Origin of the sequence: Brevundimonas olei, from assembly GCF_037055245.1 — a bacterium.
GTDB lineage: Bacteria > Pseudomonadota > Alphaproteobacteria > Caulobacterales > Caulobacteraceae > Brevundimonas > Brevundimonas olei.
The window spans coordinates 820,860-835,456 of record NZ_CP146369.1 but is presented as its reverse complement, the minus strand read 5'-3'; the positions used below and the strand labels follow the sequence as shown (position 1 = coordinate 835,456).

The following is a 14,597-nucleotide window of genomic DNA, read 5'->3' as shown; positions in this document are numbered from 1 at the left end:
TCACGGGGCGCTAGTATTTCGCCAACCTGCGGGTGGTCCGGCTTCGGCCTGGCCGCCCTCTTTTTCACTTGCCCGCGCGATCGCGCCCGGCCCAGATGACCTCCATGTTCAGCCTCGCCACCCTGGCCCTGACAGCCTTCTACATGGCCGCCCTGTTCGGCGTCGCCTGGTGGTACGAGCGGCCACAGATCAAGGCGCGGCGCGGGATGCTGGGGCCGTCGCTCTATGCGCTGTCGCTGGCCATCTACTGCACGTCGTGGACCTATTACGGCGCCGTCGGCACGGCGGCGCGCGACGGGTGGGAGTATCTGCCCATCTACGCCGGGCCGATCCTGGGGCTGACCCTGCTGCTGCCGCTGTGGCGGCGCATCGCCTCGGCCGCCCGACGCGAGAACGTCGGCTCGATGGCCGACTTCATCTCATCCCGCTACGGCAAGAGCCCGGCGCTGGGCGCGGCGGTGGCCGGCGTCGCCATTCTGGGCTCGGTCCCCTACATCGCGCTGCAGCTCAAGTCGCTGTCGATGGCGGGCGAGATGATCACGGTCGGCACCCCCGTCGCCGGGTCCGAGAGCCTGACCGTCCTGGTCATGGCGGCGGTTCTGGCCGGGTTCGCCATCCTGTTCGGCGCGCGACGGCCCGACCTGACCGAGCATAACCGCGGCCTGATCCAGGCCATCGGCATCGAGTCCATCGTCAAGCTGGCCGCCCTGCTGGCCGTGGCCGTTTTCGCCGTCTTCCTGCTGGCCGCCTCGCCGTCGCGACAGGCCGTGACCGACAGCCTGGGCCAGTTGGGGACATGGCCGCACATCGACGCCCGCTTCATGGCCATCACCCTGGTGGCGACCCTGGCCATCTTCTGCCTGCCGCGTCAGTTCCACGTCGCCTTCGTCGAGGGCGGCGATCCGGCCCAGGTGCGCCGCGCGCGCTGGATCTTCCCGCTGTATCTGATCCTGACCACGCTGGCCGTCCTGCCGCTGGTTGCGGCCGGCGGGCTGTTCACGCCCCAGACTAATCCCGACCTGCTGGTGCTGGCCCTGCCCCTGGGCGAGCGGCAGAGCCTGCTGACCGCCGTGGTCTTCGTCGGCGGCTTCTCGGCCGCCACCGCCATGGTCATCGTCGAGGCCGTGGCCCTGTCGGCCATGGTGTCCAACAACCTGGTCCTGCCGTTGATGGGCGCCGGCCGGCGGCGCGGCGCGGCCCCGCCTGACATGGCGCGCACCCTGCTGAACATCCGACGCCTGGCCATCGTCGGCCTGCTGCTGCTGGCCTGGCTCTATTATCTGGCGATGGACCGGAGCAGCGGTCTGGCCGCCATCGGCCTGGTGTCCTTCGCCGCTCTGGCCCAGTTGGCGCCGTCGCTGTTCGGCGCGGTGCTGTGGCGCGGCGGGCGGGCCAGCGGCGCCCTGGCCGGGCTGGCGGCGGGGATGGCGGTCTGGGCCGTCATGCTGGCCGCGCCGCAGCTGGCGCCCGGCTTCGGCCTGAACGTCCCCGCCATGCTGGGGCTGGAAGACCCGTTCGCGGCGGGCGTCTTCCTGAGCCTGGCGCTGAACCTAGGCGTCTTCGTCCTGGTGTCGCGGGCGCGGCCGCCCCGCCTGATCGACCGGGTCCAGGCCCGCGCCTTCGTCGACCGGCTCGGCCCCGACTGGATGGAGGGGCGCGGCGGCTCGGCCGGGGCCTCGGTCGGCGACCTGCGCGCCCTGGTCGCCCGCTTCATCGGCGACGAGCGGGCCGAGCGCGCCTTCGCCGCCTGGGCGCGCGAAACGGATATCAGGCTGAAGGACGCCGACCCCGCCGACGCGACGCTGGCCCGCGCGGCCGAACGGATGCTGGCGGGGGCCGTCGGCGCCGCCGCCGCCCGCCGTGTCCTGGCCGCCGCCCTGGCCGCCGGGGGCCGCGCGCCCGAGGACGTGGTGCGGATGCTCGACGAGGCGTCCCAGGCCGTCCAGTTCAACCGCGACCTGCTGCAGACCACGCTCGACAACATCGATCAGGGCGTCAGCGTGGTGGACGAGGACCTGCGCCTGACCGCCTGGAACCGTCGCTATGTCGAGATGTTCGACCTGCCCGCCGGCTTCGTCCACGTCGGCCTGCCCGTCGCCGCCGTCTATCGCCTGAACGCCGAACGCGGCGAGGCGGGCGTGCCCGATCATGAGATCGACGCCTGGGTCGAGCGGCGGCTGGAGGCCCTGGCCCGCCGCATCCCCCACGACCACGAGCGCGAGCAGCCCGACGGCCGCATCCTGCGCTCGTCCGGGGCGCCCATTCCCGGCGGCGGCTACGCCACCAGCTACACCGACATCACCGCCCTGCGCCGCGCCGCGCGCGAGCTGGAAGAGGCCAATGAACGGCTGGAAGCCCGCGTCGCCGACCGCACCGAACGGCTGGAGGAGGCCCGCCGCGCGGCCGAAGACGCCACCGCCTCCAAGACCCGCTTCCTCGCCGCCGCCAGCCACGACCTGCTGCAGCCGCTGCACGCCGCCCGCCTGTTCATCGCCGCCCTGAGGGAGGACGCGGATCTGGCCGGATCGCCCGCGCGCGGCCTGGCGACCAACGCCGACCGCGCCATCGACAGCGCCCACCGTTTGCTGACCGCCCTGCTGAACCTGTCCAAGCTGGAGGCGGGCGGGGTCCAGCCCGCCGTGGCGCCGCTGTCCCTGGGCGGTCTGTTCGACGAACTGGCGCGCGAGTTCACGCCCCTGGCCCGCGCCAAGGGCCTGACCCTGACGGCGGCGCCCTCCAGCCTGTGGATCGCCTCGGACCGCGACCTGCTGCGCTCAATGCTGCAGAACCTGATCGCCAACGCCATCCGCTACACCGACCGAGGCCGTGTGCTGATCGGCGCCCGGCGCGACGGCGAGCGGGTGCAGATCCTGGTCAGCGACACGGGGCGCGGCATCGCAGAGGCCGACCGCCAGGCCGTCTTCGGCGAGTTCGTCCGCCTGCCCGGCGCGCCGGTGGACGAGCCGGGCGCCGGCCTGGGCCTGGCCATCGTCCAGAAGCTGTCAGACCTGCTGGGCCACCCTCTTTCGCTGGCCTCGCACGTCGGGCGCGGCACGACCTTCCGCGTCGCCGTTCCCCGCGCCGCCGCCCGGCCTGAGCCCGAGATCGTGGTTGATGATCGTCGCCTGCCGCTGGCGGGCCTGCGGGTGCTGTGCGTGGACAACGAGCCCGCCATTCTCGACGCCCTAACGGCCCTGCTCGACCGCTGGGGCGCGCAGGCCGTGACCGCCCGTTCAGTCGCCGAAGCGCGCACGGCCGTCGGCCCGTTCGACGCGGCCCTGGTCGACCTTCACCTGGGCGACGACGAGCCGGACGGACTGGCCGCCGTGGATGAGTTGCGCGCGCAGGGGGTCAGGCGCATCGCGCTGGTCACCGCCGACACCCGCGACGGCCTGAAGGAGAAGGCGGCGGCGGCCGGCGCCGTGCTGCTGCCGAAGCCGGTCAAACCGGCGGCGCTGAAGGCGTTCCTGAGGAGCTGACCCTTCTCCCTCCCCTTCATGGGGAGGGTGGTCGAAGCGAAGCGGAGACCGGGTGGGGAGGGCCGAGTGATCCTGGCCTCGGCCTCTGACCACCAAGCCGCCCCCACCCGACTTCGGCCTGACGGCCTCAGCCACCCTCCCCATAAAGGGGAGGGAGAAAGCGTGCCTAAATATCCAGCGACTGCGCCAGGATCACCGCCTGGGTCCGGTTCTGCACGCCCAGCTTGCGAAAGACGCTCGTCAGGTGCGCCTTGATCGTCGCCTCGGTGACGCCCAGGTCGAAGGCGATCTGCTTGTTCAGCCGCCCGACCTTCAGCCCCTCCAGAATCCGCAGCTGCGACGGCGTCAGGCTGGCGATGCGGGCTTGCAGGTCGGCCTCTTCCTCGCTCGCCGCCTCGACCTCGGGCGCCCAGGTCTCGCCTTCGAGGATGGCCCGGATCGCCTCGACCATTTCGGGCAGGGCGGCCGATTTGGGGATGAAGCCCGCCGCCCCCAGCGCCAGGGCGCGGCGGATGGTCGGCGCCTCCTCGCTGGCCGAGACCACGGCGACCGGCACGGCCGGATGATCGGCGCGGATCAGGGTCAGGCCCGTCATGCCGTCCACGTCCGACAGCTTCAGGTCCAGCAGCAGCAGGTCCGTCGGCGCCGCGCCCAGCGCGGCCTGCGCCTCGGCCAGGCTGGCGCATTCGACGATCTGCGCGCCTTCGGACGCCTTTTCGACGGCCGAGGTCAGGGCCGCGCGAAACAGGGGGTGGTCGTCGGCGACGACGATGCGGTCCATGGACGTCCTTCCCGCGCGCGGTTCTTGTTCATCGGCCGCGTCGCGACGACACCATGCCGCGCCTCGACTTTGGTCGAAACTAGACGAATGGCTAATGGCCGCAAACCCTGACCGAGCGGAATGCTGCCGTCCTGAGGCCTGCGACAGACAGGCCCGGAACAACGGTCTGGGAGGACCTCGCATGGGAAGCTGCCGTCTGTTCGGCGGCGCGGCTGCGGCCGCGTTGCTGCTTGTCCCCGGCGCCGCACTGGCTCAAGAGGCCAGCGTCGCCCTGGAAGCCCGCATCGCCCAGCTCGAAGCCGAGCTGAACAGCCTGAAGTCCGAAGTCGCCGCCTCTCGCACCCAGCAGGCGTCGCAGGCCCAGGACATCATCCGTCTGGAGACGCGTCCGGCGCCGGCGCCTGTCTCCGCGCCGGCGCCGCCTTCGGACGGCTTCCGCATCGGCGACCACACGGTGAAGTTCGGCGGCTTCATCAAGACCGACTTCACGGCGTCGAAATATTCCGGCGGCGACCCCGCCAACGGCGATCCCTTGCGCGACTATCACCTGCCCGGCGCCATCCCCGTCGGCGGCGACAGCGAGGACGTCGCGACCGACTTCAACGCCCGCCAGACCCGTTTCTGGCTGACCACCGACGGCATGGTCGGCGGCCACAAGATCGGCACGCGGCTGGAGATGGACTTCCAGACCCTGCCCGGCTCGGGCGACCAGCGCACGACCAGCGGCTCGAACCCCGCCCTGCGCCGCGCCTTCGTCACCATCGACAACTGGCTGATCGGCCAGGAGTGGACCAACTTCCAGAACACCGCCGTCCTGCCGGAATCGGCGGACTTCGTCGGCGCGGCCGAGGGCACGGTCTTCGCCCGTCAGGCCCAGGTCCGCTACACGCGCGGTCCCTTCTCCATCGCGCTGGAGAACCCCGAGACGACCGTCACCCCCTTCGGCGGCGGCGCGCGGATCATCGCCGACGACAACAGCCTGCCCGACCTGACCGCCCGCTACGCGCTGAGCCGTCCGTGGGGCGCGGTCCAGTTGTCCGGCCTGGTGCGTCAGCTGAAGTATCAGAACCCGGCGACCGACATCGATTCGACCGCCACAGGCTGGGGTCTGTCGGCCTCGGCGCTATTCAAGGTCGGGGCCCAGGACGACATCCGCCTGATGCTGACCGGCGGCGAAGGCATCGGCCGCTATGTCGGGCTGAACTTCTCCAACGACGCGGTGCTGGACGCCTCGGGCGAGCTTGAGGCCATCGGCGTGGTCGCGGGCTTCGCCGCCTATCGCCACGTCTGGGCGCCGGGCTGGCGCTCCAGCCTGATCTGGTCCACGCAGAAGGTCGACAACGACGTCGCCCTGACCGGCGCGGCCGCCAACCGCTCGGCCCAGAGCCTTCACGCCAATCTGATCTGGTCGCCGGTTGCGGCGTTTGATGTCGGCGCCGAGGTGATGTTCGCTGATCGCAAACTCGAGTCAGGGCTGGACGGCGACATGACCCGTCTGATCCTGTTCGCCAAATACGGCTTCTAAGGCCGAAGAAGAAAAAGACCCTGGAGGAAAATCGCGTGTCTGATCCGGAAATCTATCCCGTCCCCGCCGAACTGGCCGCCCGCGCCCACATGGACCGCGCCGGCTATGAAGCGGCCCGGATTCAGGCGCGAGAGACCCCTGACGCCTTCTGGGCTACGCAGGCCGAGCGGCTGGACTGGATGACCTTTCCGACCAAGATCAAGGACGTCTCCTTCAAGAAGGAAGACTTCCGCATCCGCTGGTTCGAGGACGGGGTGCTGAACGCCTCGGTCAACTGCATCGACCGCCACCTGCCCGCCCGCAGGGACGAGGTCGCCATCATCTGGGAAGGCGACGAACCGACCGACAGCGAAACCGTCACCTTCGGCCAGCTTCATGAGCGTGTGTGCCGCCTGGCGAACGTGCTGAAGGCCAACGGCGTCAAGAAGGGCGACCGCGTCACCATCTATCTGCCGATGATCCCCGAAGCGGCCTACGCCATGCTGGCCTGCGCCCGCATCGGCGCCGTGCATTCGGTCATCTTCGGCGGCTTCTCGCCCGACAGCATCGCCGGGCGGATCGAGGACTGCGAATCCACCTTCGTCATCACCGCCGACGAGGGCTGCCGCGCCGGCAAGCGCGTGCCGCTGAAGGCCAACGTCGACAAGGCGTTGGAGAAGGTCGCGGGCGTGAAGACGGTCGTGGTCCTGCGCCATACCGGCGCCGAGGTTCCCTTCGTCGCGGGCCGCGACCTGGACTGGGGCGCTGAGGTCGAGAAGGCCTCGCCCGACTGCCCGCCCGAGCCGATGAACGCCGAGGACCCGTTGTTCATCCTCTACACCTCGGGCTCGACCGGAAAGCCCAAGGGCGTGCTGCACACCACCGGCGGCTATCTGTTCTGGGCCAGCTATACGCATGAGTTGGTGTTCGACTATCGCCCCGGCGAGGTCTTCTGGTGCACCGCCGACGTGGGTTGGGTCACGGGCCACACCTATGTGGTCTACGGCGCCCTGGCCAATGCGGCGACCAGCCTGATGTTCGAGGGCGTGCCCAACTATCCGACCGTCAGCCGCTTCTGGGAGGTGGTGGACAAGCATCAGGTCAACATCTTCTACACCGCCCCCACGGCCCTGCGCGCCCTGATGCGCGACGGCGACGCGCCGGTGAAGGCGTCCAGCCGCAAGTCCCTGCGCCTGCTGGGCACGGTCGGCGAGCCGATCAACCCCGAGGCCTGGCGCTGGTATCATGAGGTCGTCGGCGAGGGCCGCCTGCCCATCGTCGACACCTGGTGGCAGACCGAGACGGGCGGCGCCCTGATCTCGCCCCTGCCCGGCGCCACGGACCTGAAGCCCGGCTCGGCGACCAAGCCCCTGCCCGGCGTCGAGCTGCAGATCGTCGACGCCGACGGCGCGGTTCTGGACGGCGCGACCGAGGGCAATCTGTGCATCACCGACAGCTGGCCGGGCCAGATGCGGACGGTCTATGGCGACGACCAACGCTTCTTCGAGACCTATTTCTCGACCTATCCGGGCAAGTATTTCACCGGCGACGGCTGCCGCCGCGACGAGGACGGCTATTACTGGATCACCGGCCGGGTCGATGACGTCATCAACGTCTCGGGCCACCGCATGGGCACCGCCGAGGTCGAGAGCGCGCTGGTCCTGCACGACGACGTGGCCGAGGCCGCCGTCGTCGGCTTCCCCCACGATATCAAGGGCCAGGGCATCTACGCCTATGTCACCCTGAACAAGGGGGTTGAGGCTACCGAAGACCTGCGCAAGGCCCTGATCGCCCAGGTCCGCGAGGAGATCGGCCCCATCGCCGCCCCTGACGTGATCCAGTGGGCGCCCGGCCTGCCCAAGACCCGCTCGGGCAAGATCATGCGGCGCATCCTGCGCAAGATCGCCGAGAACGAACTGGGCGCCCTGGGCGACACCTCGACGCTGGCCGATCCGTCGGTCGTGGATGATCTGGTGAAGAACCGGGCGGCGTAGACATCCAAATCCGCTCATCCCGGCGGACGCCGGGGTGAGCGGTACATCATTCAGCTCCCCCCGAAGAGGCGGTCCCGAACGGCGCAAGCTGGACGGGGCCGCCCGCCTCGGCTTCAGTGCCGGACATGAGCGGAACCCTCGACGGCCTGACCATCATCGAAATCGCCGGCATCGGCCCCGCCCCCTTCTGCGGCATGATGCTGGCCGATCATGGGGCCGAGGTAGTGCTGGTCCACCGCCCCGGCGCCGCGCCCGACCCGCGCGATCCCCTGAACCGCAGCCGCGCCCGCCTGGTCGAGGCCGACCTGAAGACGCCCGAAGGCGCCGCCCTGATCCGCGACCTCATCCGCACCGCCGACGGCCTGATCGAGGGCTTCCGTCCCGGCGTGATGGAGCGTCTCGGCCTCGGGCCCGACGCGCTGCTGGCCGACAACCCGCGCCTCGTCTACGGCCGCATGACCGGCTGGGGTCAGGACGGGCCGCTGGCCCCGGCGCCGGGCCACGACATCGACTACATCGCCGTCTCGGGCGCCCTGCACGCCTTCGGCCGAGCGGGCGAGAAGCCGACCCCGCCGATCAACATGGTCGGCGACTTCGGCGGCGGCGGCATGCTGCTGGCCTTCGGCATGGTGGCGGGCCTGCTGAAGGCCCAGCGCACCGGGCGCGGCGACGTCATCGACTGCGCCATGACCGACGGCTCCTCCCTGCTGATGAGCATGATCTGGGGCTTCCGCCAGAACCTGCCCGCGCCCCTGCCGCCCAGCCTGGCCTGGCGCGACGAGCGCGGCGTCAACCTGCTCGACACGGGCGCGCCGTTTTACGAGGTCTATGAGACGAAGGACGGCAAATACCTCGCCGTCGGCGCCATCGAACCGGCCTTCTACATCGCCCTGATGCGGCTGACGGGGCTGGCCAGCGATCCTGACTTCGCCATACCGTTCGACCCGGCTCAGTGGCCAAGGCTGAAGGACAAGCTGGCTGCCGTCTTCCGCACCCGCACCCGCGACGACTGGTGCAACGACCCCGACGCCCAAGCCGCCTGCGTCGCCCCCGTCCTGTCCATGACCGAGGCGCCCGACCACCCGCACAACCGCGCCCGCAACGCCTTCGTCACCGCGCAGGGCGTGGTGCAGCCCGCGCCTGCGCCCCGGTTCCGAAACAGTCCGGCAAAGCAGCCCATATAATCCCGCTCACCCCGGCGGACGCCGGGGCCCAGTGCTTTGGCCCCACCCGCGCGGCATGAACAACCAGGCCTCGCGCGCGCTGCTCTTACTAGGTCGCGGCGTCCGCCGGGATGAGCGGAGGTAAGGTCACCCTCCGTCGGTCCACACCGTCTTGTAGAGGTCGAACCGCCGATCGCGCAGGTTCCGCACCGTCCCCTGCGCCTTGGCCCAGGCCAGATCGGACAGGTCCAGGTCCGCCACCGTCACCGTTTCCACGTTCTCGCTGGCCTCAGCCGCCACCCCGTCGCGCGCGAAAGGGAAGTCGCACGGCGTCAGAATGCACGACTGCGCATACTGGATGTCCATATTCTCGACGTTGGGCAGGTTGCCGACATTGCCCGACAGGACGACGTAGCACTGGTTCTCGATGGCCCGCGCCTGCGAGCAATAACGCACCCGCAGATACCCCTGCCGGTTGTCGGTGCAGAAGGGGGTGAACAGGATGCGCGCCCCCTCGTCCGCCAGACGCCGCGCCAGTTCGGGGAACTCGGAATCATAGCAGATCATCACCCCGATCGGCCCGCAGTCGGTCGGGATGGCGTGGACCCGGTCGCCGCCCTTGATGTTCCACCAGTGGCGCTCGTTCGGGGTCGGGTGGATCTTCTCCTGCTCATGCACCGAGCCGTCGCGCAGGAAGACGTAGGCGACATTCTGGATCTCGCCGTCCTCGGTCCGCGTCGGGTGCGAGCCGCCGATGATGTTGACGTTGTAGCCGACCGCCAGCTCGCGCATCGCCTCGACGAAGCGCGGCGTGTAGCGGGTCAGGGCCTCGATCGATTCCGCAGGCGTCAGCTTCTTCGTCTCCAGCGACAGCAGCTGAAGCGTGAACAGCTCGGGGAAGACCACGAAGTCGGCGCGATAGTCCGACCCCACGTCGACGAAATATTCGACGTTGTCCATGAACTCGCCGAAGCTCTCGACCTTGCGCATCTGCAGCTGGACGGTGGCGACGCGCACCGTCTCCTTGACCGCAAAGGCCGCCCCCTTGCCCGTCGCCTCGACATAGTAGGGGTTGCGCCAGACCCAGCGCGCCGCATGGCCCAACGACGCCTTGTCCGACGGCAGATAGTTCAGCAGCACCCCCGCCGGCTCGAACCCCGAGCGCTGATGAAAGGCCATGATCGGGTCCTTCACCTTGCGGTCGCGCACCGCCTCGACATAGGCGTTCGGGTCGGGATAGGCGGCGCGGCGGCGCGCCAGCCCCGGCATCCGCCCGCCGAAGACCACGCCCTTCAGGTTCTGCGCCTCGCACAGGTCGCGGCGCGCGTCATACAGGCGCTGGCCGATGCGCAGGCGGCGCCGGGCGGGGTCGACGCAGACCTCCATGCCGTACAGCCACTCGCCCTCGGGATCGTGCCGCGCGCCATAGCCGCCGCCGGTGATCTGGTCCCAGGTGTGCGGCCCCATGGCCGATTTTTCGTCAATGCGGAAGCTGGCGGCGTAGCCGACGATCTCGCCCTCGAACTCGACCACGAACTGGCCGTCGGGATAGGTGGCGATCTGGCCGCGCAGCATCCCCGCCGTATAGGGCGGCATATCCTTGTAGACCCGCGCCACCAGGGCGTTGATCCCGGCGACGTCGCCCATGCGGGCGTTGCGGATGGTCAGGACGGCGGGCTTGGCCGGTTCGGCGGTCTGGGTGGTTTGGGCGGTCTGAAGATCAGTCATGCACTCCCTAACGCTCGAGCTTGGCCGTTGGATCATTTCATCGTCTTGGACCGGCATGAGGATAGGCGCACAATGGCGTCATGTCCGGCATGACGCAGGAAATCGAACTGAAATTTCGGCTGGGACCGGGCGCCGCCGCCCGCCTGGCCGCCCACCCGGCCCTGGCGGGCGAGGACAGCGTGCAGTCCCTGCGCTCCGTCTATTTCGACACGCCCGACCAGGTGTTGCGGCGCGCCGGCTGGGGGTTGCGAGTACGCGCCACGGGACGCGGCTTCGTCCAGACCCTGAAGGGCCAGACCGGCGGCGACGTTCTCAACCGCGCCGAATGGGAGACGCCGGTCGCCGGCGAAGCCCTCGACTGGAAAGCGCTGAAGGCGACGCCCGCCGCCGCCCTGCTGAAAGGCCGCCGCCGCGACCTGGCTCCCCGTTTCGCCAGCACGGTGCGCCGCCGCACCCGTCTGGTCGCCTTCGACGGCGCGGTGATCGAGGCCGCCTATGACGAGGGCGAACTGTCGGCGGGCGACCGCGTCGAACCCCTGCGCGAACTCGAACTGGAGCTGAAGGGCGGCCCGCCCCAGGCTCTGTTCGCCCTGGCCCGGCGCCTGTCGGCCGACATCGCCCTGGTCCCCCTGTTCGAGAGCAAGGCCGAGCGCGGCTGGCGCCTGGCCTTGGGGGCGGAGCGCGCCCCCCGCACCGCCCTCGCCGATCCCCTGCCCCGCGCCCTGAGCGCCGAGGCCGCCCTGCGCCGCACGGCCCTGGCCGCCCTGGGCCAGGTCTCGGCCAACGCCGAACTGCTGCGCCGGGTGCGTCGGCCCGAGGCCCTGCATCAGCTGCGCGTGGGCCTGCGTCGCCTGCGCGCCGCCCTGTCCGTGTTCGCCCCCCTGCTGGGCGAGGACGCCGCTCCCGTCGTCGCCGAGCTGAAATGGCTGGCGCATGAGACCGACGCCGCCCGCGGCCTCGACGTCTTCATCCGCGATGTCTTCCACCCCGCCGCGCTGGAGACGCCCGACCCCGACCTCGCTCCCCTGGGCCTGCGACTGCTGGCGGCCCGCAGCGGCGCCTACCGCCGGGCGATGGCGGCGATCGATTCGCCGCGCTACGCCGCCCTGATGTTCGAGGCTCTGGCCTGGATCGAGACCGGCGCCTGGCGCAGCGACCCCGATCCGGTGCGGACCTGGCGTCGACAGCGGCCTGTCGCCGAGTTCGCCGCCGAGGCCCTGCAAAGGCTGAACCGACGCGTACGACGCGGCGGCCGCCGTCTCGACCGACTGGACGCCGCAGGCCGCCACCGTCTGCGCATCCGCGTCAAACGCCTGCGCTATGCCGCCGAGTTCTTCGCCGGCCTGTTCGCCCATCCCCGCCGCGAGCGGCGTTTCCTCAAAAGCCTGGAGCAGGTGCAGGACCGCTTCGGCGCCCTCAACGACCTGGCCGTGGCGCGCGACCGCATCCCCGCCGAGGCCCGACTGACCTCGCCCGAGATCGCCTTCGCCGCCGGACGCCTGGTCGGCCGCCGCGAACAGAGCGCCGCCGTCCTGCACGCCGCCTCAAGCCGCGCCTTCGCCCGCCTATCCCGCGTCCGCCCCTATTGGCGCGGCTGAGAGATCACGACACAATCGGTCGTATCTCAATAAATGTTCTCGTTCAGTTCACGAGAACATCTTGCGAACAAGAACAAACCGTGTCCATAGTCCGGCTCACCAAGGGAGCGGGTCCGTGGCGGGTCTCTCCCGAAGTCAGATGGGAATCATGGCAAGGGAGAGAAAACCAATGTCACAGGCGGCACTGAAGCTCGTGGGTAAAGAAGACGGCGACAAACAACGCGCTCTCGAGGCGGCGATCGCACAGATCGATCGCGCCTTCGGCAAGGGCTCGGTCATGAAACTGGGCAAGGCCGGACAGGTGGCCGAGATCGAGAGCGTCTCGACCGGCTCGCTGGGCCTCGACCTGGCGCTCGGCATCGGCGGCCTGCCGGTCGGACGTGTGATCGAGGTGTTCGGCCCCGAATCCTCGGGCAAGACGACCCTGGCCCTCCACACCGTGGCCGAGGTCCAGAAGAAGGGCGGCGTGGCCGCCTTCGTCGACGCCGAGCACGCGCTGGACCCGGTCTACGCCCAGAAGCTGGGCGTCAACCTGGACGACCTGCTGGTGTCGCAGCCCGACGCGGGCGAGCAGGCGCTGGAGATCGTCGACACCCTGGTGCGCTCGGGCGCCGTGGACATCGTGGTAGTCGACTCCGTCGCCGCCCTGACGCCGCGCGCCGAAATCGAGGGCGAAATGGGCGACAGCCTGCCCGGCCTGCAGGCCCGTCTGATGTCGCAGGCCCTGCGCAAGCTGACGGCCTCGATCTCCAAGTCCAAGTGCATCGTCCTGTTCATCAACCAGATCCGTCACAAGATCGGCGTCATGTACGGCTCGCCGGAAACGACGACGGGCGGCAATGCGCTGAAGTTCTACGCCTCGGTGCGCCTGGATATCCGCCGCACCGGCGCGATCAAGAACCGCGACGAGGTGGTCGGCAACACCACCCGCGTCAAGGTGGTCAAGAACAAGGTCGCCCCGCCGTTCCGCGAGGTCATCTTCGACATCATGTACGGCGAAGGCATCTCCAAGATCGGCGAGATCATCGACCTGGGGGTCAAGGCCAACATCATCGAGAAGTCCGGCTCCTGGTTCTCCTACGACTCCACCCGCATCGGTCAGGGCCGCGAGAACGCTAAGGAGTTCCTGAAGAACAACCCCGACATGGCCCTCGCCATCGAGAAGGCGGTGCGCCAGTCCACGGCCAAGATCGCCGACGACATGCTGGGTGCCCCCGAACCCGATGAGGGCCAGGACCTGGAGGGCTGATCCGTCCCATCATCTGAACGCCGTCATCCTCGGGCTTGACCCGAGGATCCAGTCGGGAAACGCCCTCTTCCTTCTCCGCCCGGATCGCGCATGCGGTCCGATCCTCGGATCAAGCCCGAGGATGACGGCGGAAAGGGCGGGCCTTTCCTGATCGGCCAGAGCTTCTCCGTTCGCCGCTGCGCGACCCGCCTACCGACCCCGCGTGGCCGGTCGGACGGAGATCGGCCCGCCCGACCTGCTTCGGGCGGGCCTCTTTTTTTGCGCAGCCCCTCTCCCGCTCATCCCGGCGGACGCCGGGATCCAGTGCTTTGGCTTCCAAGGCGCAGCGGTCAACAGATGGCGAGGCGCGGGCGTTCTTACTGGATCCCGGCATCCGCCGGGATGAGCGGAGATTGAGACACGCCGCCAACGCGTTTCTCCGCGCAACGGCCTTGTTCCCCATGGCTCCCAACGGGCAAGCTCCCCACAAAGAACCGGAGCCTCCCCATGACCTTCGCCACCGCCGACCTCTGCGACGCCCACACCGATGTGGTGAAGGTCTGCCAGACGCCTTTCCGCAGCTTCGGCCAGGTCGCGGCCTTCCACGGCCCGATCCGCACCCTCAGCGTGCTGGACGATAACGCCCTGGTCCGCCAGACGCTGGAGCGGCCCGGTCAAGGGGCCGTCCTGGTCGTCAACGGCGGCGGTTCGCTGAAGCGCGCCCTGGTCGGCGACAATCTCGCGAAGCTGGCCATCGACAACGGCTGGGCCGGGATCGTCGTCCACGGCGCCGTGCGCGACAGCGCTGTCATCAACACCATGGACGTCGGTGTCAAAGCCCTGGGGACCATCCCTCTGCGCGCCGACCGCGACGCCATCGGCGAGATCGACATCCCCACCGCCTTCGGCGGCGTCATCTTCACCCCCGGCGACTGGCTCTACGCCGACGAGGACGGGGTCATCGTGTCAGCCGAGCGGTTGCACGACTAAGGCTCGCCTCCCCTCCTTCCGTCATCCTCGGGCTTGACCCGAGGATCGCGCGAGGCGGCGCGCGCCTCGGTCGCTATCGTCCCGCAGGCGGAGAGTCCGATCCTCGGGTCAAGCCCGAGGATGACGGTGAGC

At 69.7% G+C, this 14,597-nt stretch carries 9 protein-coding genes; 7 read left to right on the top strand and 2 right to left on the bottom strand.

Features of this window, described 5'->3' with window-relative positions; genetic code table 11:
* The first annotated feature begins 104 nt into the window (after positions 1 to 104).
* The gene (locus tag V8J38_RS04020) at positions 105 to 3,479 is read left to right on the top strand and encodes a hybrid sensor histidine kinase/response regulator (protein WP_338578001.1); all 3,375 of its coding nucleotides are present in this window, start codon (positions 105 to 107) and stop codon (positions 3,477 to 3,479) included.
* 166 nt (positions 3,480 to 3,645) lie between these two features.
* Here V8J38_RS04020 and V8J38_RS04015 read toward each other — a convergent pair whose 3' ends face one another.
* Complete coding sequence (locus V8J38_RS04015; protein WP_338578000.1) at positions 3,646 to 4,260, bottom strand: response regulator transcription factor; 615 nt, start codon at positions 4,258 to 4,260, stop codon at positions 3,646 to 3,648.
* 181 nt (positions 4,261 to 4,441) lie between these two features.
* Here V8J38_RS04015 and V8J38_RS04010 point away from each other — a divergent pair, with 181 nt between their 5' ends.
* The 3 genes from V8J38_RS04010 to V8J38_RS04000 all read left to right on the top strand — a co-directional run bounded on the left by V8J38_RS04010 (position 4,442) and on the right by V8J38_RS04000 (position 8,942).
* Positions 4,442 to 5,785: a DcaP family trimeric outer membrane transporter gene (locus tag V8J38_RS04010; protein WP_338577999.1), complete on the top strand. Its 1,344-nt coding sequence runs from the start codon at positions 4,442 to 4,444 to the stop codon at positions 5,783 to 5,785.
* 35 nt (positions 5,786 to 5,820) lie between these two features.
* Entirely contained in the window at positions 5,821 to 7,758 is a 1,938-nt protein-coding gene (acs, locus tag V8J38_RS04005) for an acetate--CoA ligase (RefSeq protein WP_422388314.1), read from the top strand.
* A 125-nt stretch (positions 7,759 to 7,883) separates the two neighbouring features.
* Complete coding sequence (locus V8J38_RS04000; RefSeq protein ID WP_338577998.1) at positions 7,884 to 8,942, top strand: CaiB/BaiF CoA-transferase family protein; 1,059 nt, start codon at positions 7,884 to 7,886, stop codon at positions 8,940 to 8,942.
* A 126-nt stretch (positions 8,943 to 9,068) separates the two neighbouring features.
* Here the strand turns inward: V8J38_RS04000 and V8J38_RS03995 are convergent, their stop codons facing one another.
* Positions 9,069 to 10,649 (bottom strand): bifunctional GNAT family N-acetyltransferase/carbon-nitrogen hydrolase family protein, encoded by a 1,581-nt coding sequence (locus V8J38_RS03995; protein WP_338577997.1) that lies wholly within the window; start codon positions 10,647 to 10,649, stop codon positions 9,069 to 9,071.
* A gap of 80 nt (positions 10,650 to 10,729) precedes the next feature.
* On the opposite strand from V8J38_RS03995, the gene V8J38_RS03990 reads away from it, so the two are divergent.
* The 3 genes from V8J38_RS03990 to rraA all read left to right on the top strand — a co-directional run bounded on the left by V8J38_RS03990 (position 10,730) and on the right by rraA (position 14,465).
* Positions 10,730 to 12,247, top strand: coding sequence for a CHAD domain-containing protein (locus V8J38_RS03990; protein WP_338577996.1), 1,518 nt, complete (start codon positions 10,730 to 10,732; stop codon positions 12,245 to 12,247).
* Between the two features lie 169 nt (positions 12,248 to 12,416).
* Positions 12,417 to 13,496, top strand: a complete 1,080-nt coding sequence (gene recA / locus V8J38_RS03985) for a recombinase RecA (protein WP_291779483.1) — start codon at positions 12,417 to 12,419, stop codon at positions 13,494 to 13,496.
* A gap of 486 nt (positions 13,497 to 13,982) precedes the next feature.
* Positions 13,983 to 14,465, top strand: coding sequence for a ribonuclease E activity regulator RraA (rraA, locus tag V8J38_RS03980; RefSeq protein ID WP_338577995.1), 483 nt, complete (start codon positions 13,983 to 13,985; stop codon positions 14,463 to 14,465).
* Positions 14,466 to 14,597 lie beyond the last annotated feature (132 nt).

Bases quoted from the DNA above. Each gene is read 5' to 3' on its own strand.
- V8J38_RS04020 (WP_338578001.1), top strand. From the start codon at position 105: ATGTTCAGCCTCGCCACCCTGGCCCTGACAGCCTTCTACATGGCCGCC.
- V8J38_RS04015 (WP_338578000.1), bottom strand. From the start codon at position 4,260: ATGGACCGCATCGTCGTCGCCGACGACCACCCCCTGTTTCGCGCGGCC.
- V8J38_RS04010 (WP_338577999.1), top strand. From the start codon at position 4,442: ATGGGAAGCTGCCGTCTGTTCGGCGGCGCGGCTGCGGCCGCGTTGCTG.
- V8J38_RS04000 (WP_338577998.1), top strand. From the start codon at position 7,884: ATGAGCGGAACCCTCGACGGCCTGACCATCATCGAAATCGCCGGCATC.
- V8J38_RS03995 (WP_338577997.1), bottom strand. From the start codon at position 10,649: ATGACTGATCTTCAGACCGCCCAAACCACCCAGACCGCCGAACCGGCC.
- V8J38_RS03990 (WP_338577996.1), top strand. From the start codon at position 10,730: ATGTCCGGCATGACGCAGGAAATCGAACTGAAATTTCGGCTGGGACCG.
- recA (WP_291779483.1), top strand. From the start codon at position 12,417: ATGTCACAGGCGGCACTGAAGCTCGTGGGTAAAGAAGACGGCGACAAA.
- rraA (WP_338577995.1), top strand. From the start codon at position 13,983: ATGACCTTCGCCACCGCCGACCTCTGCGACGCCCACACCGATGTGGTG.